Raw genomic sequence first — 24,671 nt, forward strand, 5'->3', positions numbered from 1 at the left:
GGACTTTGATTTGAAAGCGCACAATTTATGATTGCCAAAACTGGAAACTTATACCAGTATTAGCCACAACTACCGCTGCGGCAAAATTATCTGCTGGTACTAACTCCTGCAAACTCCAATCTCCAGGTAGAAGTAATTGAGCAGGTGCTGTTGGTGTCAAATAAACCTCAATTTTTTCCAGTTGAACTAAACCATCTCCAGTAGCTTTTAAATAAGCTTCTTTGCAAGTCCAGTAACGAAAAAATACTTGTTGTTTTTGTTCATTGGAAAGAAATTTGATTACTTCATATTCACTTGGTAAAAAGAACCTTTTGGCAAGATTTTCTAAATCTGACATAGGGCGAAGATATTCCAAATCTACCCCTATTAATCTTTGATAACTCACACCACATAAACCCAAATCTTGAGAGTGAGATAGATTAAATAACAGCCCACTATCAGCAAACTTAGCTGCTAAAATTGGCTTACCACGCTGTTGATATTCAAACTCTACCTGTGCAGGTTCTACACCTAAATAGCTTCCTAAAATAGTGCGAAGACTACCACGACCAGCAATAAAACGCTGACTATGTTCAGGAAAATAAAACCGTTCAGCACGACTAATTTCATCACTAGATAATGATTCACGAAACAATTGTAATTGTGATTCCGGTTGAATCAGGTCTATTTTCCAGATATGTACATCATCTGACGACAAAATCAAATTTGTGGGAGCAGGTAGCCAAAAATGATTAAATGTATTCACAGGTAATTGAACATTCAAAATGAGGATACTAGCTCTAGTTTGTCTCTTTGTTTTTCCTCGATCCACTGTAAAATACGATTCCAAGCCCACCATTGATCAGGATCTTGATTTTGATATTGGCATTTCTTACTGCTCACATAACCAACATGACCACCATAGCGAGTGAGTAGTAAATCTATGCTTGGATTTTGGGAACTGGCAATTTTTAAATCAGGAACAATACCGGGATGAAATAAAGGATCATCCGCAGCATAAAGAACTAAAGTTGGTTTTTGTAACTGAGGTAAAATATTTAACCCATTGGTGGCTTCATAATATTCTCCCACAGATGAAAAACCCAAACGCCCTATTACTAATTCTTCATCAAATCCCCAAATGCTGTTAGCACGTTCAATAGCTGCTGCATCAAAATGGCCGGGATGATGTTCATGTATTTTCCAGGCTAGTTTTTTTAATTGTCCAGCAATACGGGGTTCTACGTACTTACCAAAGGGTGTTGTTACTAAATAGGTAAGGGATCGCAAGGAATCTAAACTCGGACAAATTACCGCCCCACCAGCAACATCAATCCCTTTAATTCCTAAATCTACAGCGGCTTTTATGCCCCACAGAGCCAGTTGACCGCCCAAAGAGTACCCCGTCAACCAAAATTTATTTGGACAGCCCATTTTTGCTGCTTCAGCCGCAATTCTCACAAAATCTTCCCCTTCATACAACCCATCAGAAGTTAACGTTGGGGATAATTCAGCCGTTTTACCATGCGCTCGCCAATCAAATAACACCACAGCGTATCCTTGCGAGTATGCTTTACATCCCATTAACCTCAAAAACCATTGTTGTTCCAACTCCCCTGTAATGCCATAAGTACCAACAATAGTGCTATGAGCATTTTTAGGAATAGCAACCCAACCGAAAATTGCTACATCCTGCCCACCAGTAAATATCACTTGCTGATAAAGTGGTTCTGGATAGGGAACGCTAGTTTCCCAGTTACGTCCTGCCTGCAAGGCAGTGTAAGCAGTCATAGCAACGCCATTTCGTAAGAAATATGGCGGATTGTAGGTAGAGTCATAGACCATATATGAAAATTGGTGTAATTTGATCTTGATTTAACAATCCTTTAATCTTAATATTTATGTTAGATTTAAAATCTTTTTTACAATCCAAATAGTAATCTTTGCATATCACAAAGATTCTTATTTATCCTTAAAGAGAGTAGTCATAATTTTTAAGAATGCCGAGGATTCTTGTCATAGACGATGACCCAGCGATTTCAGAACTTGTTGCCGTCAACTTGGAAATGGCTGGCTATGATGTTAGTCAAGCTGAAGACGGCATCAAAGGTCAGGCGCTGGCCCTCCAGCTACAACCCGACTTGATAATGCTCGATCTCATGTTACCGAGAGTAGACGGGTTTACCATTTGCCAACGCCTACGTCGGGATGAACGCACCGCAGAAATTCCTGTATTGATGTTGACGGCTTTAAGCCAAACTCAATACAAAGTAGAAGGATTTAATGCGGGTGCAGATGACTACTTGACCAAACCATTTGAAGTTGAAGAAATGTTAGCGCGGGTGCGGGCTTTATTAAGAAGGACTGACCGTATCCCTCAAGCAGCAAAACACAGTGAAATCCTCAACTATGGTTCTCTTACCCTCGTTCCAGAAAGATTTGAGGCCATTTGGTTCGGTGAAACTGTGAAACTGACTCACTTAGAGTTTGAACTACTTCATTGTTTGCTTCAACGTCATGGTCAAACAGTTTCTCCCAGCGAAATTCTGCGAGAAGTTTGGGGTTATGACCCTGACGACGACATAGAAACCATTCGGGTGCATATTCGCCATCTGCGAACTAAACTCGAACCAGATCCCCGTCATCCTCGCTATATCAAGACTGTTTATGGTGCCGGATACTGTCTAGAGTTACCTAGTCTACCACCATCAGCTGAGGGAACTACCGCTACAGTAGTTGAGTAAAACATACTCCCATATCCCTCATTATTAATTATAGGGGTGCATTGATAGCACCCCTATTTTGTAGCGCAGGGTATGAACAATCTGAGTAATTGATATTTGTACTTTATCTTTTTCCTAATTTCCAATTTCCTCCACCAGGTAACTGAGCTAAATAATCATCAATTACTGCTGGTAATTCCTGAGGTGAATAATCATAACTTAATTTCAATAACTCCTGGGTTTGATCGATTATCTGTTCTTTCTCTACCATTTAAGCAAGTTGAAAAGGAGTATAAACACCATTTAAAACTTCCACACTTGCATCACGAATAGCCCTCTCCATTTCATCTTGAATATAAGTAAACCATTCATTTTGATTAAAATAATATGATTTTTTATTTTCCTTGAGATTGAGTTTTTCAGTTTCGCTAGTGGAATTACGGATGGAAGCAGCCCAAGAATTTGTTAATCGTTTCTCAATTTGATTTTTAATCAAATGAATCAACAACACCTTAACAAAAGCTTGAATATTCCGCAAAATTGCTTGTCTACTCATCCCCTCTAACTCATCGACAATAGCCAAGGCCTCTGTATAACGTTGTTCTAAAATACTATTTCTGAGGTCTATTAACTCCTGTGTCATTTGTTTATTAACCTCAAATGTAGTCAAAATACTTTTTTATAGTTACAGATTAGATCCCCGACTTCTGAATTCAATTTTTGGGGGGTATCCCAATTTGGGAAGAAGATGAAAGAAAGGAGAAATAATTCCCGATGATGCCTCGCGAATTCAGGGGGACTATACGAATGCGGTCCATAACTGAGAAAATTATGGGAATCACAGAGTATTCTTTAAAACAATGACAGCAGAAGATGAAAAACTTTTAGAAGCTCACATCAAAGAGATAGCCAAAATCTTTTATAAAAATACCCCACCCGAAAAAATCCAAACATTTGAGGGCATCGAAACATCTGTAGGCGACCAGGTTTTAGAACATGTCAGTCCGAAAAGCGCCTTTTTTTTGTCGTAGAAAAGACTGTCACAACAAAGGTAAAACACGGACAATCAGGAGTTGCATTGGTAAGATTAAAGTCACTAACAAACAAGCATCTCCTTTGGGGAGAGAATCGTATAGGCGATTTAGCCCATTGGTTGAAAAGTGCTGTTTGTTAGTTGCAGCCAAGGAGTCATTCCAGGATGCAGAGAATGACCTTAAGGTTCTAACAGGGATAGAAGTTGGTTATAGTACCTATCATCGCCAAGTCAAAAAAGTGGACTTATCTCCCCCGAAGGTAAAACAGAAATTAACAGAGGTCTGTTTAGAGGTGCTTAGAGGAGGGAAAAGTGTGGTTACGCTCTCAAGAGAAAGGAAAGCCTGCATACTGGAAGGAGTATAAAACAGGGCGATTAGAGGGTATATATTAAGGAGCATTCTTTCAAGACAATCTCTCCCTAAGTAATTGGATCAATAGCCAAAACATCGGTAAAACTCTTTACTGCTTGGGAGATGGGCATGATAGAATTTGGAATCTATTTGCAGAAATTGCCGACTCTGATATTCGTCACAGGATAAAATAGCTCAATTTTAGTGGATTAAAAAGGCCATTACAGCCTTAGAAAAACAACATTTTATTGAAGCAGGGTGTTCTGGCTGTATCCGGGGCTTGGGTAGCCGGTTATCAAGTCCGTCAAAACTTCAAGAAATATTGGTACTACAAATTACAAGTGCCAATCCCATATTTCCAATGCCCGACACCAGACAAACTGATTAAATATAAGCATTTGGGTAAAGCTGGTACTCAAGAGCATATTGATGCTATTATATCTGTTTTTAGACGTTATCTTGGTGATGAAATACAGAGAATACTCTTGGAAAGAGCAGCAATTCATACCCTGGATGATTGTTTGCTAGACATTAGTTCTGGATCTGAGCAAGAGTCAGAAGAACCACTTGATTAAATCTGGATTCTTTATATTTTTGCCAAATCGGGATGCTCCCAATTTTTGGTAAGTAATTAAGATTATTCAAAGAACTTGGGGATCTGGGTATCGACTAACTAACAACAACCGACTTCTTACTATAATATTGTTTTGAGCATCAATACTAATTACAGTGTCACCAACTACGAAAAATCAGGTTGCTTCCTGCTCACTTTTAGAAAACCGCAAATCCGGGTATTTACTACCAATTTCATCAGCAGTCATCGCTTGAGCAGACATTTCATCAGGTAACAAACCAGTTACACTAATGTAAAATCCTAAAGGAGAAATCTTTTCTCGATAAACTTTTTCTGTTTAATACTTTAACTGATTTCTTGCAGTTGTCATAGCGTTGATTACTTCCTGTTTATTTACAGGTGTACCAGCGTGTTTTGCTTGTAATAATAAAGCCAAACTTCCTGCACCAACTAAATTCAAAATTTCCGCAACTTTACCATTTGCTTCTAGTCCCATAAAAGCATCAAAAATTCCTTTCATCAAATCATCAGCTTTTGTAGCTTTCGTTCTCGAAGATAAGGTTTTAGGACGAAAATCTATATTTTCATCTAGGCCCATTTCAAAAGTTTGTTTCGTGAAAATTCCCCCAGATTTTGAATCATAAACTTCATATCTCTTATCGAGAAACTGATTAGTAGAAGATAGCTTACTCAACTTGAGGATTTCTGTACCACTAATATCAATTTTATAACTTCCCCTTGAATCAACTGTACTATCAGATAAAGCTACCTTCAAGTCTCTATATTCATTTTTCGTAGGAAAGTTCAGATACAGACTTTTAGAAAGATAATGTTTTTTCAATTCTTCTATTTGCGCGGGAATAAATATATCCGATGCTTCCCGTAAATGAGCAGCAAGAATACTAGATGAAATCTTGATTTCCGCAAGCTGAGTAAATAACCTATCAATACTCCTGTAATTCCCCTCAAAACTAACTAAAGGCAAATCTTATAACTGAATCGTATATTCTTTTTGAAAATCAAAATATTTTCCATCAATCACACCAAGTACTTTTACATCTTTAAAGGCTTCCTTAGTAAGAATTTTCACTTTTCAAGCCTTTATATTCACTTCTCCATCACTAACAATAGTCTAATTATTGAAAGTTATTAAATTATTTAATAACACACCAGTAACTTCAGTAATTGCTGTTTTATCTTCTGGTTTTCCCAACTTGACTTTCTGCTGGATCAGCATATTAACAGTAAAAGTCTCTATCTGTACATAATCACCTGGTTCAATATATTCTATTTCTAACCAAGGTTTAATTAACTCCCGATTTTCTCCCCGCACACCATTAACACGCTTGACACCTTTTCTTTGGTAAGTTGCTTGCAGATATTTGAGCTTAATAATAATATGTTGACGATGTTGTGATACAATATACATCAATGCCGAAACTGAAATTTTTTCATTCACTTTTACATGATCTCATATTTCATGTTTATCTAAGACATGAGCATAAAAGATTGCAATTTCTAAATCTTGAGTACACTTAGCAATGTCTTCATCTGTTAAAGCTTTCGCGTGTCTTGCTGTTAAAGGGGCGTTAAAGGTACTCGCAAGCGCATATTTAGCAGTATTGAGATTTCCTTCTGCTAAATTAGCCTTAGCAAAAATATAGACAGATTGATCATTTTGAACAATAGGAACATCTGTTAATTGAGTATAAGCCTCTTTGGTAATTTGCTTATATTTATAGAGATATGACTCATCTTCTGGTTTCAAACCAAAAATTTTCAAAGTTTGATTTGTACCATTAATTTTCTTAGCGGTGGGGTAGAAGAACAGCTGATAACTGTAGTCACTAGCTAAAGGTTCTTCTATGATTATTCCTATCGCTTCTTTTAACACATCTCCCGTGTTATAAAGAGCATCATAGACTTCTTTAATATTGCCAGCTTGCAAACAAAAGCCAGACACAGAATTAGCAATTTCGGCTAGGAATTTAAAATCAGAATAGGGAGAATAGGCAAGAGGTCTATTGGTAAGGATTCAGGTCTAAGGTAGAGGGATTAAAGAAGGTGTATGGAAAGCAGAGTGAACCATGGCCTTCATAGGTTGGTCAAAAAACTCAATTAGAGAAAGTGCTTGATGGGGACAAGTTTGTATAACGGTCAATAAATTGGCAGTATGTTAGAATAGCTCCAGAGAAAGAGAACCACCAGAGACTTTTCGTTGTCTCACTACTAAACCTAACCTTGGTTCAGCTAAATTATGATCAAGGTCTATTGCCTAAGGAAGGTAAAAGTTTACCAGGTTCCCCTGGGGGTTGATTAATGAATGAATGGAAGATTCAACTTTTGGTTGAAACTAGGATGGCCAAGTCAAGAATTCATGAAGGTTTTGGGTTTGTTGGAATAAAGGGTAGTTTTTAAAATCTTCATCTATGAGGTCGATGAATTTTGTGCCAATTTCTTGGTGATTGAAGCCAGGAATTTTGATTAGTGTCTTGAAGTGACAGGGTAGGGTAGATATGCCTGACATTTCTGTTGAGCTGTGACGGGATAATCCTTATAGGCAGTAAAGTGATCAGAACTGAGTACACCAGAGTAACTTGAACCCACCATGGATTCTAATTCGCCAGGACAAGGAGTATCAGGCCCATGAAATCAAGGGAAGTGACTATTGGCAAAAATCCATAACCATTGTTTCACCCCTTTGACTACCCAGGGTGTTTCATCCCCAAGGATATGAGGCTGGGTTTGTTTTATCCACTGTTTGAGGCTATCAACACTTTGAGCTACTGGACCATCTATTCCTTCATTGGTACCTACTAATGTTACTATTTGACCCAGTTCCCACATCAACAAGTGTTGTTTTTCATAGGCTCAATGGCCCTAGTTATTGATCCATCCCAAAAAAGCTTGTCCTGTGATTCCTATATCTTGTCCCGGTACTATCTCTGGTGACCAGTGTGCCCTTTGTCTTTCCCTACACACACTCCAAATCCATTTCCATTGGCCTGTCCACCAAGTCCCCTACTTATTGTGTTTGGATTTTTATTGGTTCGCCAAATAATTCCCCCTGACCTCACCATCCACAGACTTGCCGTCCCACTATCTCAAATCTATTCTATCTACTCCACCAAACACCTTTCTCCTTTTTCCCCTATGCCCTGGTTGTCCTCCTGGTTTCCGGTTTCGTGTCTGGTTTTCTTCTGGTTTATCTTCTTGTTTGTTCTCGGTTTCTTTGAGGATGTCTCCCAAGGGTGGTTTGGATTATGTTATGGTCTCTAAATCTCTACTGACTTTGAGTTTCTCTATTTCTTTTTCCAGTTCTACTACTCTATTTCTTAGGTTCTCTATACTTTTCCCCTGGTCAATAATGATTTCTACCAGTTGCTCTGTTCCCAACTGCTTCAATATCTTGCTGTCTAGTTTTGGTGGCAGCTTCTTTTCCATAACTGCTATATTCTGCCTCTCCTATCACACTTGTCAATACCCCACCACCTCAATCCTTACGACGATTTTATAAAAACGGTCGAACATTTTTATTGAGTTCCTAATAATACTTAGCACCAGTTAACAAACTCCGAATAAAACGGTTGAACATTTTCTTAAATGCTTGTCCTACAAGGATTTGAAGATATAGCATTTTTTAGGATACTTAACGGAAATATCAGTATTGACAGGATACAAAAATAAATGAATTAGAAAATCCCTCAAAGCAACATACCATAAGCCTTTAGCCACATGGAGAAACCTGATAATAGGAAATTTAGAGTTCCACAAGTGCGCTCGCAGATATATCGCTCTCATGAGTTAGCAAAATGCTTACACAAAATCTCTATTTGTTTACGTTAATTTTTGGGTTTTTAGTATTTAAACCCTTGCTCGGTTTCTTTCTCTTTAGTCAATCTGGTCAATCTGGAGTCTCATAAGATTATATAAATTAACTTGAGGATCATAATGACTAATACTAACAACTAAAGCATAAAGTTGTATTGGAATCTCATCTGGATTTGCCGATTTACTACGATTACAACTTACAACTAATATCATAGGTGAATTAATTATTGATCAAATGATAGTTTTTCAATAGAGTTTTCGAAATCTCTATAGATAGCAATGCCAGCAAAACTTGTACCATGTCCATGTACATCATCTGCACCACGTTTTATTAATTCCTGTCCTGGATCTGGAAATACATCAGCTTCAGTCAGCACTGGCGCAATTAATGGATGATCTCTTTGTACAGCTGAATCGATAACAAGAATGCCGGAATTCTCTTCAGGTGGAGAAATAACTTCGGGTAAACGGGAAGTTGGTAAATTATAATCGGCAGTTCTATCAAATGCAGGTTGGGGACGACAATCAATTTCCTTGACAGGTTCCAGTTCCAGTAAAGACTCTAAAACTTCGTGAGTGACTTTAATTCTAGCTATGCACAGATAATCACCAACATAACTATTACTAATTCTCATAGGAGCAGTATCGCTGGAAAGGTATTCTAGCGTTTCAGCAATATGTTCTAAAGACGCTTTCATTTCTTTGCGCTCACCTGTCTCCCAGAGTTCCAAATCTAAAGGCTTTATAGTAAATGAATTTGATTCAAATAATAAACAGAAACCTTATTTTATTACTCAATGTCAACTAAATCAGATAAATCACATATTTTTAATTATAACAGATAAAATGAAATATCTGCAAAATGAATGCTATTCGAGTGTTTCAGGAAGTAATTGATTCCAGGAAAATGAAGATATAGAAATTAATGATAATTATCAAGATAAAACAGGAGTTAAAAAGAAATTAACAACTTAATTATACAGCAGCAACGTTTATTAGTGGCAAAAGAGAAAATTAGTGATATCATGGAACTAATAACAGATGAAATATTGTGATTTTTCCAAGTAATTAAACTTTCATATATCGCTCAATTTTAGCTTGTGCCCATTAATATCTACGTCTAGGCATAAAAAATAACCTCTATTAGCGCTCGCCATTGTGATTTTTCCAAGTAATTAAACTTTCATATATCGCTCAATTTTAGCTTGTGTCCATTAATATCTACGTCTAGGCATAAAGAATAACCTCTATTAGCGCTCGCCTTTGGTACTGCTAGGCATAAAAAATAACCTCTATTAGGGCTCGCCTTTGGTACTGCGCTGGGCACAATCGCAAGTAGCGTACCACTCCACAGGACGATCACATATTTACTTAGTACCATCGTACTGCTTTAGAGGTTATTGTTCAACCGTTGTATTTATTGTTGGGTCGTTTTATTTATTGTTGAACCAAATTATTCTCCTACAACAAATAAATTCGCAAACAAGCAATTATTCCACGGTCACCGACTTCGCTAAATTCCTTGGCTGATCCACATCCAAACCCCGCCGCGCTGCAATATGATAAGCTAACAATTGCAGAGGTATAACCGTGAGAATTGGTGAAAGAATTTCCTCAACTTCCCCAACAGGAATTAAATCATTAAAGATTTCTGCTGCTTCCCCATCATTAACAGAAGTCACCCCAATTAACCGCGAGTCTCTAGCTTTGGCTTCTTGGGCATTGGAAATCACCTTTTCATATACACTACCAGGCATTGCGATCGCAACTACAGGAACTTTCACATCTAATAGAGCGATCGGACCATGTTTCATCTCTCCCGCTGGATACCCTTCAGCGTGAATATAGCTAATTTCTTTTAATTTCAAAGCCCCTTCTAAAGCAATCGGGAAATTAATTCCTCTTCCTAGAAAAATGAAATCTTTAGTTTCTGCAAAATCATGAACCAACTGCTCAATATATCTTTCTTGGGTTTCTAAAATCGCCTCAATTTTTGTAGGTAACTGACGCAAACCTGCGATGATTTCTATTAACCTTTCAGCCGTAATTGTTTGCCGACGATGAGCCAAATCTAAAGCCAAACCATAAAACGCCATCAACTGGGCAATAAAAGTCTTTGTCGCAGCTACACCAATCTCAATACCCCCATGAGTATTAATAATACTACCTACCATCTGCCCCAAAGTGCTTTCTGGGCGGTTGGTAATACCCAATAATCGGGCTTGATACTTAGCTTCTTTTCCCTGTCTGCGTTCCTTTTCCATAGATAAAGCTACTAAAGTATCCGCAGTCTCACCCGATTGTGTGACACCAATAGTTAAAGTATTAGCCGTCATAGGTGATGGTGCATAGCGGAACTCAGAAGCATACTGCACTTGAGTAGGAATTTCTGCCAACTGCTCTAACAAATATTTACCCACTAAAGCTGCGTGCCAACTTGTCCCACAAGCAACAATTTGAATTTGTTCCAAATCTGCGTAAAATTCCTCTGGTAAACCCAGCGTCATAGGTTTTTCAGCACTAGCAGGAAAATATGCCTCTAAACAAGCCCTCACTACCCCCGATTGCTCATAAATTTCCTTGAGCATAAAATGTTTGAATCCCTGCTTTTCCACCATGATGGGATTCCAGTTCAGGGTACGGGGATGCTTTTTCAAGCGATGTCCTGCAAAGTTATAGACCTCAACCCCTAAAGGAGTCAAACGAGCAATTTCACCCTTTTCTAAAGGCAATACAGCGCGGGTGTAGGGAACAATGGCCGGAGTATCGGAAGCACAGAAAAACTCACCTTGGCCAAAACCAATTACTAAAGGAGCTTGTTGGCGAACTACAATCAATTCATCTGGGTAATCTGCACAAATAGCCGCAACAGCAAAAGCCCCCTCTAGCTTACTCACCGCTTCCCGAACAGCCTCTAGAAACATAGAAGCAGAGACAGTATTTTCAGAAATATGCTTTAAACATTCAGCGATCAAATGTGGAATGACTTCTGTATCTGTTTCAGAACTAAACTCATGTCCTAAGCCCTTCAGGTGTTCCCGTAACTCACGATAATTCTCAATAATCCCATTCTGCACGACGGCTATCCGCAGCGCCGTATCCATGTGTGGATGAGCGTTATATTCTTCTGGTTTACCATGAGTTGCCCAACGAGTGTGACCAATCCCAATTTGAGCAGGAGTTTCGACTTGTTCGAGTTTAGAACGCAAATTCAGCAGTTTGCCCTTAGCCCGCACACAATGAACGTCACCTTCCCAAATCGTGGCAATTCCTGCCGAATCATAACCTCTATATTCTAACTTTTCCAATCCAGCCAGTAAAATATCTGTCGCCGCTTGAGTGCCTATATAGCCAACTATTCCGCACATTGTTTACACTACTCCGGTTATCAGTTATCAATTAACAGTTATCAGTTAGTTGTATTTAACAGTTATATTTGGTTTCATTACCCTACTATTGGCTTGACAACTGTTAACAATTTGCTGTTCCTGGAAATTAATTAAGTATAGTTGTCAGCATAAACGGCTGATTATAGCAAATAAAAAGGAGCAAGTTGCTCCTTTGACCACTCGGTTTTGTTATAGATTTTGGTTGACCAAGACTAAAACAACAAGTTTCTTGGGCAGAAATGGCTGCTGCCAAAGCTTAAAGACATTTTCTATGGAGATAATTCAAAAGTGTTACAGCAGATTGCAGATCAATGAAGTACAGTATCTAAATTGAAACCTAGACAGTAGGAAAGTTTTACTCCTGACTCCTGATTCCTGCTGTTAGTGCTGAGTGCTGAGAGAAGAATCAAGTTGTTTCTCCCTAGCTCAGTTCTCAGCACTATGTTACCGAGTATTTTAATATCTCAGTGTGCTAATATGCTAGACCCATGCTGCGAGTTGTTTCAGCACCCAGATAAACCCGGATGCTCAAGAAATCGGTGGGACAAGCAGTTTCGCAACGTTTGCAGCCTACGCAATCTTCTGTGCGGGGTGAAGAGGCAATTTGAGCAGCTTTACAGCCATTCCAAGGCACCATCTCCAGTACGTCAGTGGGACAAGCGCGGACACATTGAGTGCAGCCGATGCAGGTATCGTAGATTTTTACGGTATGAGACATTGAAAAAACTGCTCCTTTCAGGTGTTCTTCTCTGCGAAGGAATCATAATCAAGGCATAGTTTACCCCAGTGCTTGATAAGCTGTAAGTAAAAGGCTACATAACTTTAAACAATTTAATAGGCACTTTGGGCAATTTATTCTGGCGATATCGTCCCTCTTTGCCTACCAATCAGCAAAATCAACCATAAGCACTGATGATAGAGACTCCCCAGAAGAAAATCAAATTGTAAAGATGTGTAAAGCCTAATTCAATTCCCCATAGCTAAACCTATAGTACATATTGGCTAATGACGATGCAACCTTAAATAAAGCCTATTTCTAACGAAACTTTAACATTGGTGTACAGAAGTAGAACTTATAGTTTACTTGTACTAATTTAATGAGATTAAGATCAATTTCTACAGAACTTACAGTTTCTAACCCATGGGAAAAGGGAAATTAGGGATCTGGGCATTGGACTTTCTCCTACACCCCTACACCCTTCGCGTAAGTCCTTTTAATAAATTCCTAATGAGGCACAGCTAACCTTTGGCCTTTTACCTGAACCTGTGTATTTTCTTCAACAATTTTGCGGAATAAATCACCATCAATAGTTTCTTGTTCTGCTAATAAATCAACTAAACGTTCTAAAATTATGCGGTTTTCTTGGAGAATTCCTTTGGCTTTGATGTAACAACTGCTAATAATTCCCCGGACTTGAGAATCAATTCTAGAAGAAATTTCTTCAGAATATTCTGATTTATTCCCCCAGTCACGCCCCAAGAATACTTCTCCTTGTTGAGTTTCCAAGGACAACGGACCTAAGTCAGACATCCCAAATCGCGTTACCATTTGTCGTGCCATATTTGTCACTTGTTCCAAGTCATTTCCAGCACCTGTTGTGACTTCTGCTTTACCAAAAACAATTTCCTCAGCAGCACGACCGCCTAAAGCTGCCATAATCCGCGCTAGGATTTGGGAACGAGAAATTAATCCTTGTTCTTCATTGGGTGTAAACCAAGTTAAACCTAATGCTTGTCCTCTGGGAATTAGGGTAACTTTTTGTACTGGGTCATGGTCTTTAATTAAAGTTCCCACTAAAGCGTGTCCCACTTCATGGTAGGCGATTAAACGTTTGTTTTTGCTATCTACTAAAGCTGCACCTTCCATCCCAGCTACTACTCTGTCTACTGCATCATCAATTTCTAGGATGGTAATTGTGTCTTTGCGTCTTCTAGCAGTGAGAATGGCTGCTTCGTTGAGGAGGTTGGCTAAATCTGCACCTGTAAAGCCAGGTGTGCGACGGGCGATGGCATCTAAGGATACACTAGGATCTAATTTCTTATTGCGGGAATGGACTTCTAAAATTTCCAAACGTCCTTTAATGTCCGGTGCATCAACTGTCACCTGTCTATCAAAACGACCAGGACGCAACAATGCAGAGTCTAAAACATCAGGACGGTTGGTAGCAGCAATAATAATAATCCCTGTGTTACCTTCAAAACCATCCATTTCTGTTAATAGTTGGTTTAAGGTTTGTTCTCTCTCATCGTTACCACCACCAATACCTGCACCCCGTTGTCTACCTACTGCGTCAATTTCATCAATAAAGATGATACAGGGAGCGTTATCTTTAGCTTTCTTGAACAAGTCGCGGACACGGGAAGCACCCACACCGACAAACATTTCTACAAATTCAGAACCAGAGATTGAGAAAAATGGTACACCAGCTTCCCCTGCGATCGCCTTAGCTAGTAAAGTTTTACCAGTGCCTGGAGGTCCAACTAACAGTACACCTTTAGGAATACGAGCGCCCACAGCAGTAAATTTTTCTGGCTGTTTGAGGAAAGTTACAACTTCCTGTAATTCTTCCTTTGCTTCCTCAATTCCAGCTACATCGTCAAATTTCACTCCAGTTTTCGCTTCCATTTGGAATCGAGCGCGAGATTTACCGAAATTCATTGCTTGGTTAGAACCATTAGTAGAACGACGCAGGAACAACAGCATTAAAGCTACCAGTGGCAAAATCCACATCATATTAATTAATAGCCCTACAGCAGCCCTGCTGTTAGCGGAGGAAACCTGACCGAATTCAACGTTTTTTTCCTTGAGTTTATTGATTAACTCCGTATTTTGTTCTAAAAGTCTTACTGGTATAGGTGGTGCATCTGGCTTTTGATCCGCCAAATAAACCTTAGCTATTTGTTCAGTTTCATCAAGTTCTACTTTTCTCACTTCCCCTTGCTCAGTTTTTTGGAGTAATTCCCCATAAGATAAAGAGTTACGCTCTACTTTTTGAGCCAAGACGGGACTACCACCAAAAATTCCTGGCAGAATCATCATAGTAGCTGCTAATGCCCCAGTCCAAGGAATTCGCTTTGTTTGAAGCTGTTTTCTCAATGCCTTCTTACCAAGATTTGTCATAAAATTTACCCTTTTTCTTTTGGCATAAGCTGATTTTTGGTTTTATGCCTATTCTTCTAGCAGAAATAGCAATAACTGGAAATTACAGTTTTCTCATCTAGTCTAACTTCGAGATATCGGGAATTGGTGAATGATGTTCAGAAAAGATGATGACCCAGGGCTAGAGGAAAATGGATGAATCAGTACCTGAGAAAAATTAAAAAATTAATTATACATTTTGCCACAAAATAGAAATCCCTATAATCTTGTTCTGTTCCCTGTTCCCTTACCGAAATGTGCAATTTATTTGGCATGACTACTTATTAATATCGCCTTTTCTCTGTCAACTTTTGGTTTGTTCCATGCTCCCCCAAAAGGAGTTTGACAAATAACAAAATTCCTCATTAAAATAATCATAATCGTAATGACTCCGCCTTTTAAGAATTCTAGTTTTGTGGGTGAACTATGGTAAAAATTGTTGGTATTGGTGGTAGTTTAAGACCCGGCTCATATACCCAGCTAGGGTTACAAGTAGCAGCACAACGAGTAGCGGCTTTAGGTACAGAGGTGGAAATTCTGGATTTACGGCAAATGCAGCTACCATTCTGCACAGGTGCTAAAGAATACCCAGAATATCCAGATGTACAACGGTTGCGCGATACTGTTGGCAATTCTGACGGCTTAATTTTAGCCACACCAGAATATCATGGGGGAGTTAGCGGTGTGATCAAAAATACTTTAGACTTAATGAGTTTTGATCAACTATCAGGGAAAGTGATAGGATTGGTTAGTATTTTAGGTGGTCAATCTAATAGTAATGCTCTCAATGACCTGCGAATCATTATGAGATGGGTGCATGGTTGGGTAATTCCCGAACAGATTGCTATTGGACAAGCTTATAGTGCTTTCAGTCCAGAAGGTAAACTGCTGGATGAAAAATTATCTCAAAGATTTGATCAGTTTGCTCAAAGCTTGGTAGATAATACTCGTAAGTTGCGCGAAGTTAATTAGAAATAGGGAAGCAGGGGAGGATATTTACTGCCTATTCTCCCTGTATAATTTTTACGACAATCCCTTAATGGATAGATTTAAAAAATATGACTAGAGGTATATTATTAATAATAATACAGTATGGTTTTTATGGTTAGGTTCAGCCTTAACTTTGCTACGAACCAAGCTGGTAGGTATAAGTCAAATTTTAGCTTTTTGCAGTTTTTTAATTGCCTTATTAGGGTTTATTGGTTAGATACTTGGAGTCAGAAATGATTTATAAAGTAAATGTTGAGGAGACAAGAGGAAGTAGCATAATTCTAGTCATAAGAGCATATATAGCCCCTTCCCTCATTTGTGTTAAACGCTCATAATCCTTGCTTAGACGAGGATATTGGTTAAACCACCCAAATGTTCTTTCTACTACCCAGGGTTGTGGTAAAACTTTAAATTCTTGCTCAGTAGGTCCTATGACTTCAACATGAGCTTGAATCATGAACCAAACTGCAAGTGCAAATTTATCACCGTCATAACCGGAATCAACCCATAAAACTTGGACTTTTTCCAATAATTCTGTGGGTTCATCTAGCAGTTCCATTAGTGCATAGGCAGCAAGTATTCGTTCTGGGGCATTCGCTTCACTAACAACAAGTTTCAACACAAGTCCCAGGCTATCAACTAAAGTATGCCCCTTTCTTCCTTTTACCTTTTTACATCCGTCAAAACCATACACATCCCCTTTTTTTGGTCAGTGTTGACCGACTGACTGTCTGCAGCGAGCGCGGTAGGTTGTGTTGATTTACCTAATTTCGAGCGAACTTGACCACCCAATGTATGGTTGAATTTTTCCCAAACCCCCTGGCCCTGCCATTTACTGTAATAGCTATATACCGTTGACCTTGGCGGGAAGTCACCTGGAAGCATATTCCATTGACATCCAGTTTTCAAATGATAATAGATGGCATTACATATTTCACCTATATCTGTTGTGGGTGGATGCCCTCCTTCTTTGGCTGGTGGAATCAATGGGGCCAGGATTTACCACTCCATATCAGTTAAGTCTGTGGGGTAAGACTTTCGTGCCATGATTAGCTATGTAAATACACTATATCTGATGTATCCTATCCTTCCAACATTCCTTTTCTACTCCCCTTTACATTTACTTTATTAATAGCTTCTTAGGTCTTTTTATCAAATTACACCGTTGACTAATATGGCAGTGCATACCAGTATTTTGTTTCTGTTACTAGGGTTAGGAGTTTTATTTGCTGATCCAGAAAAGGTTGGATACAAGAAGTGATGAGTCCTGATCTTGGTGGAATTCTTGCCGGCAATCTCTTGCCTTTGGTGATTGGTATTCCGATTGTAACTTCAGGATTATTTTTGTCGGCATAGCGAACTAATACTATTTCTGTTGAGACGGGATTGATTGTTCAATCTATTATCAATATCGTTTTTTTAGGTGGAATTGTATGGTGGAATGCAAGATATTTAAATGCTACTGACCAAAATGCCTTCCAGTACAGTAAAGTTTCTTTACTGTCCCTTGGTAGAAAGTACTGAGACAAGTGATTCGGAATACCGATGCTGTAAGTAGCAAAATTTACTACTGTTCAGGAAAGTTGGGACGCTTTTACTGCTCAGACTTTTACAGAATACCAGGGCTTGAACTGGCAATATGCTCTTCATCCTGATCATAGAGAACGAACAATACAAGTTTGGTTACAGGCAATCGCAAAAAATTGTTTATATGAAAATGAATGTTGTATTTCTGACTCAAACGGAGAATACCACTGTTTTTGGGTGTGGGCTTTACCCGTTCTCGAAACAGACGGTTCTTGTCGCCCCCTCAAGGGTGGGAGCTTGTACAAATATTACTGCTCGCAAACAAACTGAACTGGAAATTCGCCAACTTCATGAACAACTAGAGGAAAGAGTACAACAATGCACTGCTGAACTCATTGTAGCTAACAAAGAATTAGAAGGGTTTTCTTACTCGGTTTCTGATGACCTCCGCGCTCCTTTACGCAATATTGATGGATTTAGTCAGACATTGCTAGAACATTATCAAGATCAATTAGATGAGCGAGGTAAACACTATCTAACTCGGACTCGGGCTGAAACTCAACGCATGGGTGAACTAATTGACAATTTGCTGCAACTTTCACGAGTCACCCGCACTCCGATGCGATATGATCAAGTTAATATTTAGTGCGATCACTCAAGAAATTGCTCAACAACTGAGTGAAAACGAACCAGAAAGGCAGGTACAGTGGCTGATTTCTCCTCATCTCATTGTTTCGGGTGATGCTCAACTTTTACGCATTGTGATGGAGAACTTACTCAATAATGCTTGGAAGTTGACATCTACTAAAATACAGGAAAAAATTGAATTGAGTTGTATTTTTTTATAACACAATAATCATTCACGTTTAACCTATAGAAATCATATTTGATTTTTGAAAGAGACTAAGAGATAATACTGGGAAACTGTCTTATCTAATAGCTAACAATGACCAACCAGGAGCTACAATCTAAAATTGCAGAACTACAAGAATTTATAGATGAGCGTCCAGATGCAAGGGAAGTAAGAAAAGCATTGGCAGTGAAGCTGGTTTATCAAAGCTACAAGTATGAGGAAATTCAAACAATTTTAGATGTTTCAGTTGGTTCAATAACAACATGGAAACAAGCCTATGAGAAAGATAGAATTTTAGGACTGCGCCTGAAACACAAAGGGAGAAAAAGCCACTTGAATACTCAACAAAGAGAAGAAGTACTGGCTTGGTTACAAACGAAGGAATGTTGGAAGCTTGGCGAAATTGAGTATAAATTGGCTTTTGAATATGATGTACTTTATGAATCAAAACGTAGTTATTATGACTTGTTTGATGCGGCAGGAATTAGTTAGAAGAAAACATCTTCAGGAAATCCAAAAGCTAATGAAGAAGCAGTTGCCGCAAAAAAAAGAGATTTCATCATTGTTGGCGACCTGCCGAGAAGATATAGAAGCTGGGCTATTGAGAGTTTTGCTATTAGATGAGTGTCATTTACTTTGGGGAGATAGTATTGGATATGTTTGGGGTAGAACTGACCAAGAAATAAGCATTCCAATTAGTATTAGTAACGAACGAGATAAACAAACTTATTATGGAGCAGTTGACTATTTAGGTAAAAATTTATTGTTGAAAACCTATGATACAGCTAACTCAAAAAATACTATTGATTATCTCAGCTATTTACTAGAAGAGTCACCTAACCAACAATTACTTATTTTTTGGGATGGAGCTAGTTATCATCGTTCAAAAGAAATTCAAAATTTTTTAGCATCTATTAACCAAGGTTTACCTTTAGAGCAATGGAAAATTTATTGCGTCCGCTTTGCTTCTAACTGTCCCTCTCAAAACCCCATAGAAGATGTTTGGTTGCAAGGGAAAACTTGGCTGCGACGTTTTTGTGCTTTAATCCCAACATTTTCTCATCTTAAGTGGATGTTTGAGTGGTTCATTCAAAACACTACCTTTGATTTTCCGTCTCTCCAGATGTACGGAGCATTTTCATAAATCAAATACTAGTCCTATACATGATCACAGACAATGGAGTCGGGTTTGCTAAAGCTTATGTCAACAAACTATTTCAAGCATTTCAACGTCTCGATACCGTTGAAGAATTTCCAGGAACAGCTATTGGTTTAGGGACTGTGCAAAGAATTGTTCGTCGTCATGGTGGTGATGTGTGGGCAAATGGAGTGATTGGAGAAAGAGCAACTTTTTATTTCACCCTATAGACTACACCTCTTGCAGAATTAATTTTATGTTATAATGGGCAATTGTCTTTGTTTTAGCCAAAAGTTAGAGTTACACGGTTATGTTTGAATTAGCGAGCCCAAAGAACACCAAAAATACATCAATAAAATCTAAAACTCTCTATCATACCACATAAAAATTTTGCAATAGGTCTAGTGAGTTTTTATCTTACAAGAAGGGCAATGGTTTTTGAAGAAGAATTCATAAATGATCATCAACCTATGGGGAATCTAAAACCAGCCATGATTATTCGCGCCAAAGCTACGCTGTAAAGAATACTAAATTATAAGCTGGGTGTATTAAAGCCGGTTATTGATTTTTCCATCATCCAGAATTAATTCTGAATTTTTTGTTGATAAACTATTTGTTTTTAAAGTAGTCTGGCTTAGACATATACAACCCACATTCGGCACCATAAAGTGCCACAGAGAGAAATTACGGAGAGAAAAAATCCAAGGGAGCATAAAAAGAAACATATGCAGTGAAAAAAGGCATTGGAGAAACAGTAAAGCACCAAAAATAGCATCAAAAGCTGTTCTCAATAAGGAGCAATAAGAAAGAACACCGCCCAGAGGAGTCAACAGATAAATGAAGATATTCAAGAGATAAATCATAACTTAGACTAATAGATTGAAGTGAAAAAAGAAATTATGGACATAGTAAAATAGAGCTATAAATCAACGACATTAGGTTATTTTCTGATAGAAATTAAATTAATAGAGATAAATTAATAGAGAGAAAAATTAGGTAAGTAATTGATAGTAGGGAAAACAATGCTCTGGTAAAGGATTCACAATTAAATCTCTCTCTTGAGTCCAGTAATAGATGTGTTTTTCTTGGTTAAGTGTAACTAAATGAATAGACTGAAAGCATTGAAAAATCCAGCGTAAAGTGGGGCGGTCAGTTGGTTTGCCCAATTGATTTTTTACTGTTGATTTAGACTCTTTCAAAGGGGTTCTAATTTGTCGTTGCCCTAAAGTATAAACCAGCAGATATAAACCCATAATCATTCCCAGGGACTCTATTCTCTCTGGACTTTTTAGGAAAATACTGTCTGCAAAAATAATGGATCTTTGAGAAAAGCAAACCCTCTCTGGCAAGACTGTTGAGCTTTATATTCACTCAAGATGGAGTCATGGGTAAGTTCATTGGAATCCAAAAGGTTTGTACCAATAATAAAAGGCCCTGCCCTCAGGAATTCTGTATTAATTTTACTTTTATTCTGGGAGACTGTAGCTGATATTTCAGAGGATATCTCTCCTGAACTATCTTTTTTCTTAGATTCGATTTGAGTAACTTTACTCTGGTTAATTTGGTGATATTTGAATTGTTTGAATAGGTTAGATAACCCCTTGATAGCATCAGCTTCACAAGCAAATTTTTCTGGTGATAATTTTTTCAAATCTTGCACAGCTTTTGATTGTGCCTTGGTAATTTTTTGTGAGAGTTTACCCAGGTCTGATTCTCTTCTTTCTTGACTTTGCACTACTAACCATCTTTGTTCTATTCCTGGATAATTTACTGTTTTTGAAGCTAGTTTATATCCGGGTAAGTTACTATCAACAAATTCTGGTTCTGGTAATGTTGATATTAATCATTGTGCTGATTCTACGCTTAATGGTACTGGACATAACCAGCTTAAATATGACATCATTCATCATTTTTAGACTTGATTCTGTATATAAGGCCCAGTCTGCTACTATGAGACTGTTAACTTTTAGTTAACTTTTAATTGTTTTTGGTACTCTACTGCTATTTTACCAAAGCATGATGAATCTGCTTGGTTTCCCGATGCTAGTTTTAAAAATATATATTGGTATGTCTCCATCTCCTGAACATATCATTTCTATGATGAACTGTTTTAACTCCGGTCTATGGTCACCAGAATAACCGTAGGTGATGGTTATTTCTTTTGGTGATTTTACTGCTAATTCTTCTATTTCTTGATTATTTCCTACTTTTTGACTCTCAAATATTACTTCTGGTAAGCTGGTATTATATTGCCAATGTATGTGCATTTATGATGAGTCTAGATGCCCTGCTCATAGGGATACTCCAAATTTTGGGGCTGCTTTTAAGGCGACAACAAAAAATATTCTATCCAATCCTTTTATAAATAGTTTATCCATGACTCTCCCCAGTTTATCGTCCTTGAGATGTTCTGGTTTTACTCCTGCTCCTATTAGATGGTCACAGGGGATTGTTTCAAAATCTTGGGGAAACATATATAAGGGTTTTTATACAAATCCTAACCCGTTGATTATCATGGGTTTTACTACATGACCCGGACTTACTTTCTCTCCAATTTCAAGGATTATTTCTACTACTCCTATGGCGTCTATTATTCCTGCTACTATGCCTAAATGGTCTAGGTTTTGAATTTCCATTTTTTGAAGCTTTGATTTCACAAAAGAATTATCCACAACTCCTGTTGTGATTCAATCATTTCTTCTTCTGTTCTAATTTAATTTTTAAATCATTAAATTTTCTTTTCTTTTATCTTCTTTACAAAACTTTATTCTCTCACTCTATTGCCATTTTAATGATACTATTCTCATTAAGCCTTTTCTTCCTTGCAGGAGCTTTAGTTCTGCTGTACTACTATCTGTGACAGTTAGGGTGCGGAAGGTGGGATGGATGCCTGAATAAATTCTTCCCCCGAAGTATTCAGGGTATACCTTTTGTTTTTGTTCCACAATTAACCCAACGTTTTGCTAAATTTGTATCTGGTCAGGAAGATAAAATAATTAATCAACTGGTAATTCGTAATTATTAATTTTATTCCCTGTAAGTTATTCCTTATTTCCTCTGTCGGAACTAATGAGATTAGCAGCTTCTTGTAAAAGTTGTTGCTGTTCTTGATGAATTAATTCTAAAGAATGAGAAATTTCTGCTAGTCTTTTCTGTTTATCTTGATATTCGTTTTCTAAATTTGTTGTATCTACAGATATGACATTAGAAGCATAATTATCTTTATTAGTAAATGGTATGTTGTGCCAATATTTATTAATAAACTTAGCCAATGATAAATAAATAGCTTTGATTAAAACTTGCAGTAATTTTAAGGGAACTTTCAATATTGAGCAACTGGCTGTTTCAATTAACCGAATAATACCTTTAATAATGCTCCAAGCCAGAGCAATAAAAAACAGTAGAATTACTAAAGTGATAATTGGGTGATTTACTGCCCAATTGAGCATTTGTAAAAACTGTAAAAAAGTTGGATGTTGGGTCGTTAATTTGTTTACATAAGCCGTGATTGCATTGTCAATTACTTGGGATGTGGTATTTTTCACTTGTGTAGCTGTTTGCCAGCTATTTTCTAAATACCGTTGAGCTTGATTTAACCTATTTGTGACTGCATCAATTGCCCTAAATGACCACAGACTGCTGACAATTTGAGAATTTTGTAACTTGTTTAACATATGATTAAAGATCAAGAGATTTTGATATTAATTGCAAATCTAGGTTAGCATCTAGGCTTAATTTTGTTTTTGCTGTTTGCAACTAATCCTCAATTTGATGGGGTGGCATTGGTTTAGGAAGTAGATAGCCTTCTCTATACTTCCAACTAAGAGATCGCAAAATTTTCATTTGTGAAACTGTTTCCACACCTTCTGAAATTACATCTAGGCCTAGTGTATGTGGTAAAGTAATAATTGTTTGTATAATTCCCAAGCTACATTTTTCTTTTTCCATACATGAGACAAAAGAGCGATTAATTTTGAGGGTATCAACAGGTAAATCACGTAAATAAATAAGATAAAGGAGAATAACCAGTTCCAAAATCATCAATACTAATCTTGATACCTACTGCACGTAAATCCTCCAAAGAATTAATCATTGTTTGTGTATTAATCATCAATATACTCTCTGTAATTTCCAATTTGAGAGTTACTTGAAGACCTTGGAGAGATTGATAGTGATGAATAATTTTAGAACCTATATCCCGTTCATCTAACTGTATACCTGTCAAATGTACTGACAAACTTAAAGGTAGATCATCCAAAAATTGATCTTGCCAAATACTTAACTGTCGGCAAGCTGCTCCCAAAATCCAATCACCAAGGGGAATAATTAGCCCAGTTTGTTGTGCTAAGGGAATGAATTCATGTGGTAATATCCATCCTCTCTGGGGATGTTGCCAACGAATTAAAGCTTCAAGTCCCAGCACTTGAAAAGTATTTAGGTCAAGTATTGGCTGATAGAATAATTGTAATTGCTGCTCACTGATTGCTTGTCTAAGTTTTGTTTCCATGTAAAATCGCTCTAAAACTTTGCTCTGCATACTGTGATCGTAGATAACTGTGGGATATTATAATCCTTGTTCCTTGGCATTGTAATTAGCGATTCCTGCTGCTCACAAAAACTCTTCCGGTTGATGAAAATCAATGCTACTATCTACTATACCGATTGTAATTGAGGCATAAATAATAAAGCCTTCTAAATCAAAAGGAGGATCAATCAAACGATGCAGTTCCATCACAAACTGGTCATAATCGACTGGTTTACGAATGTAGCTATTATAACGTAACAACTTAGTTCGACTATGAGAACGAATTAGCCGCAGCACTCTAACCCATTGATTCGGGGTACTTGCAAGTCTAATAACATGAGCGATGGTAGGGAATTTAATGCCGTGTTTTCTCTAAACAGATAGTTAATTGCCTCTACGCCATCTCTGGCAATAACAATATTTTCTTGCAGCCCCGTTTACTCAAATGCAAGTAGTATTAGTTCTATATCATCAGGATTATCCTCAACAATTAATAATCTAACCCACCTTCCGCACCCTAACTGTCACAGATAGTAGTACAGCAGAACTAAAGCTCCTGCAAGGAAGAAAAGGCTTAATAAGAATAAGTATCATGAAAATGGCAATAGAGTGAGAGAA

At 37.7% G+C, this 24,671-nt stretch carries 24 protein-coding genes and 5 pseudogenes; 9 read left to right on the top strand and 20 right to left on the bottom strand.

Annotated features, from left to right (window positions below):
- Nucleotides 1-25 precede the first annotated feature (25 nt).
- Together hetI and AAZO_RS24830 are read right to left on the bottom strand one after the other, a co-directional pair.
- On the bottom strand, nucleotides 26-745 hold the full coding sequence (gene hetI, locus AAZO_RS24825) for a 4'-phosphopantetheinyl transferase HetI (protein WP_013193251.1): 720 nt from the start codon (nucleotides 743-745) through the stop codon (nucleotides 26-28).
- Between the two features lie 14 nt (nucleotides 746-759).
- Nucleotides 760-1,824: a YheT family hydrolase gene (locus AAZO_RS24830; RefSeq protein ID WP_013193252.1), complete on the bottom strand. Its 1,065-nt coding sequence runs from the start codon at nucleotides 1,822-1,824 to the stop codon at nucleotides 760-762.
- A gap of 155 nt (nucleotides 1,825-1,979) precedes the next feature.
- On the opposite strand from AAZO_RS24830, the gene AAZO_RS24835 reads away from it, so the two are divergent.
- A complete protein-coding gene (locus AAZO_RS24835) occupies nucleotides 1,980-2,723 on the top strand; it encodes a response regulator transcription factor (RefSeq protein ID WP_013193253.1) in 744 nt (247 codons plus the stop codon).
- A gap of 103 nt (nucleotides 2,724-2,826) precedes the next feature.
- Here the strand turns inward: AAZO_RS24835 and AAZO_RS24840 are convergent.
- Nucleotides 2,827-3,345 (bottom strand): annotated as a pseudogene (locus AAZO_RS24840) (hypothetical protein).
- Between the two features lie 217 nt (nucleotides 3,346-3,562).
- Between AAZO_RS24840 and AAZO_RS32435 the strand changes: the two are divergent.
- Both AAZO_RS32435 and AAZO_RS24850 read left to right on the top strand, forming a co-directional pair.
- Nucleotides 3,563-4,275 (top strand): annotated as a pseudogene (locus AAZO_RS32435) (ISKra4 family transposase); the annotation flags it as partial.
- A gap of 60 nt (nucleotides 4,276-4,335) precedes the next feature.
- A complete protein-coding gene (locus tag AAZO_RS24850) occupies nucleotides 4,336-4,662 on the top strand; it encodes a hypothetical protein (RefSeq protein WP_013193254.1) in 327 nt (108 codons plus the stop codon).
- Nucleotides 4,663-4,998: 336 nt separating this feature from the next.
- Here AAZO_RS24850 and AAZO_RS40400 read toward each other — a convergent pair whose 3' ends face one another.
- From AAZO_RS40400 to ftsH, 11 genes are all read right to left on the bottom strand, one after another.
- Complete coding sequence (locus AAZO_RS40400; RefSeq protein ID WP_013193255.1) at nucleotides 4,999-5,646, bottom strand: hypothetical protein; 648 nt, start codon at nucleotides 5,644-5,646, stop codon at nucleotides 4,999-5,001.
- Between the two features lie 147 nt (nucleotides 5,647-5,793).
- Complete coding sequence (locus tag AAZO_RS40405) at nucleotides 5,794-6,120, bottom strand: hypothetical protein (RefSeq protein ID WP_228371411.1); 327 nt, start codon at nucleotides 6,118-6,120, stop codon at nucleotides 5,794-5,796.
- A 12-nt stretch (nucleotides 6,121-6,132) separates the two neighbouring features.
- A complete protein-coding gene (locus AAZO_RS27940) occupies nucleotides 6,133-6,624 on the bottom strand; it encodes a hypothetical protein (protein WP_013193258.1) in 492 nt (163 codons plus the stop codon).
- 521 nt (nucleotides 6,625-7,145) lie between these two features.
- On the bottom strand, nucleotides 7,146-7,268 hold the full coding sequence (locus tag AAZO_RS41930; protein ID WP_266887285.1) for a hypothetical protein: 123 nt from the start codon (nucleotides 7,266-7,268) through the stop codon (nucleotides 7,146-7,148).
- A gap of 45 nt (nucleotides 7,269-7,313) precedes the next feature.
- The gene (locus AAZO_RS27945) at nucleotides 7,314-7,514 is read right to left on the bottom strand and encodes a hypothetical protein (RefSeq protein WP_144031373.1); all 201 of its coding nucleotides are present in this window, start codon (nucleotides 7,512-7,514) and stop codon (nucleotides 7,314-7,316) included.
- 246 nt (nucleotides 7,515-7,760) lie between these two features.
- Nucleotides 7,761-7,910: a hypothetical protein gene (locus AAZO_RS35965; protein WP_187289568.1), complete on the bottom strand. Its 150-nt coding sequence runs from the start codon at nucleotides 7,908-7,910 to the stop codon at nucleotides 7,761-7,763.
- Between the two features lie 12 nt (nucleotides 7,911-7,922).
- Complete coding sequence (locus tag AAZO_RS32440) at nucleotides 7,923-8,105, bottom strand: hypothetical protein (protein WP_081462669.1); 183 nt, start codon at nucleotides 8,103-8,105, stop codon at nucleotides 7,923-7,925.
- Nucleotides 8,106-8,716: 611 nt separating this feature from the next.
- Entirely contained in the window at nucleotides 8,717-9,223 is a 507-nt protein-coding gene (locus tag AAZO_RS24865; protein WP_041642222.1) for a S8 family serine peptidase, read from the bottom strand.
- A gap of 759 nt (nucleotides 9,224-9,982) precedes the next feature.
- The gene (glmS, locus tag AAZO_RS24870) at nucleotides 9,983-11,860 is read right to left on the bottom strand and encodes a glutamine--fructose-6-phosphate transaminase (isomerizing) (protein WP_013193260.1); all 1,878 of its coding nucleotides are present in this window, start codon (nucleotides 11,858-11,860) and stop codon (nucleotides 9,983-9,985) included.
- Between the two features lie 493 nt (nucleotides 11,861-12,353).
- Nucleotides 12,354-12,599 carry a photosystem I iron-sulfur center protein PsaC gene (psaC, locus tag AAZO_RS24875; RefSeq protein ID WP_013193261.1) on the bottom strand — a complete coding sequence of 82 codons (246 nt, stop codon included), beginning with the start codon at nucleotides 12,597-12,599 and terminating at the stop codon, nucleotides 12,354-12,356.
- Between the two features lie 507 nt (nucleotides 12,600-13,106).
- On the bottom strand, nucleotides 13,107-15,002 hold the full coding sequence (ftsH, locus tag AAZO_RS24880) for an ATP-dependent zinc metalloprotease FtsH (protein WP_013193262.1): 1,896 nt from the start codon (nucleotides 15,000-15,002) through the stop codon (nucleotides 13,107-13,109).
- 444 nt (nucleotides 15,003-15,446) lie between these two features.
- Between ftsH and AAZO_RS24885 the strand changes: the two genes are divergently transcribed.
- The gene (locus tag AAZO_RS24885) at nucleotides 15,447-15,992 is read left to right on the top strand and encodes an NADPH-dependent FMN reductase (protein ID WP_013193263.1); all 546 of its coding nucleotides are present in this window, start codon (nucleotides 15,447-15,449) and stop codon (nucleotides 15,990-15,992) included.
- Nucleotides 15,993-16,248: 256 nt separating this feature from the next.
- Here the strand turns inward: AAZO_RS24885 and AAZO_RS32445 are convergent.
- A protein-coding gene (locus tag AAZO_RS32445) for an IS5 family transposase (RefSeq protein WP_228371782.1) occupies nucleotides 16,249-17,009 on the bottom strand; the annotation gives its coding sequence in 2 pieces (ribosomal slippage) (nucleotides 16,249-16,721 and nucleotides 16,721-17,009; 762 coding nt in all).
- 585 nt (nucleotides 17,010-17,594) lie between these two features.
- Here AAZO_RS32445 and AAZO_RS44410 point away from each other — a divergent pair.
- The 5 genes and pseudogenes from AAZO_RS44410 to AAZO_RS24915 all read left to right on the top strand — a co-directional run.
- Nucleotides 17,595-17,867, top strand: a pseudogene (locus AAZO_RS44410) (PAS domain-containing protein); the annotation flags it as partial.
- Nucleotides 17,827-18,183 carry a sensor histidine kinase gene (locus tag AAZO_RS24900; RefSeq protein WP_049790965.1) on the top strand — a complete coding sequence of 119 codons (357 nt, stop codon included), beginning with the start codon at nucleotides 17,827-17,829 and terminating at the stop codon, nucleotides 18,181-18,183. The pseudogene AAZO_RS44410 and the gene AAZO_RS24900, both read left to right, overlap by 41 nt.
- Nucleotides 18,164-18,385, top strand: a complete 222-nt coding sequence (locus AAZO_RS27955; RefSeq protein WP_049790966.1) for a hypothetical protein — start codon at nucleotides 18,164-18,166, stop codon at nucleotides 18,383-18,385. The genes AAZO_RS24900 and AAZO_RS27955 overlap by 20 nt, the downstream gene beginning before the upstream one ends.
- Before the next feature lie 98 nt (nucleotides 18,386-18,483).
- Nucleotides 18,484-19,534: pseudogene (locus AAZO_RS33010) on the top strand (IS630 family transposase).
- Nucleotides 19,535-19,554: 20 nt separating this feature from the next.
- On the top strand, nucleotides 19,555-19,758 hold the full coding sequence (locus tag AAZO_RS24915; RefSeq protein ID WP_041642230.1) for an ATP-binding protein: 204 nt from the start codon (nucleotides 19,555-19,557) through the stop codon (nucleotides 19,756-19,758).
- Between the two features lie 762 nt (nucleotides 19,759-20,520).
- On the opposite strand, the pseudogene AAZO_RS44415 reads toward AAZO_RS24915, so the two are convergent.
- The 5 genes and pseudogenes from AAZO_RS44415 to AAZO_RS40430 form a co-directional block, all read right to left on the bottom strand.
- A pseudogene (locus AAZO_RS44415) lies at nucleotides 20,521-22,164 on the bottom strand (IS1634 family transposase).
- Nucleotides 22,165-22,569: 405 nt separating this feature from the next.
- Complete coding sequence (locus AAZO_RS24930; RefSeq protein WP_013193266.1) at nucleotides 22,570-23,202, bottom strand: hypothetical protein; 633 nt, start codon at nucleotides 23,200-23,202, stop codon at nucleotides 22,570-22,572.
- 82 nt (nucleotides 23,203-23,284) lie between these two features.
- The gene (locus AAZO_RS41935; protein WP_049790967.1) at nucleotides 23,285-23,569 is read right to left on the bottom strand and encodes an EAL domain-containing protein; all 285 of its coding nucleotides are present in this window, start codon (nucleotides 23,567-23,569) and stop codon (nucleotides 23,285-23,287) included.
- Nucleotides 23,523-24,035 carry an EAL domain-containing protein gene (locus tag AAZO_RS34590; RefSeq protein WP_049790968.1) on the bottom strand — a complete coding sequence of 171 codons (513 nt, stop codon included), beginning with the start codon at nucleotides 24,033-24,035 and terminating at the stop codon, nucleotides 23,523-23,525. Before AAZO_RS34590 ends, AAZO_RS41935 begins: the two co-directional genes overlap by 47 nt.
- 102 nt (nucleotides 24,036-24,137) lie before the next feature.
- On the bottom strand, nucleotides 24,138-24,350 hold the full coding sequence (locus tag AAZO_RS40430) for a hypothetical protein (RefSeq protein ID WP_041642240.1): 213 nt from the start codon (nucleotides 24,348-24,350) through the stop codon (nucleotides 24,138-24,140).
- Between the last annotated feature and the right edge of the window lie 321 nt (nucleotides 24,351-24,671).

Origin of the sequence: 'Nostoc azollae' 0708 (assembly GCF_000196515.1) — a bacterium.
In the GTDB taxonomy this organism is placed as follows: Bacteria; Cyanobacteriota; Cyanobacteriia; order Cyanobacteriales; family Nostocaceae; genus Trichormus_B; species Trichormus_B azollae.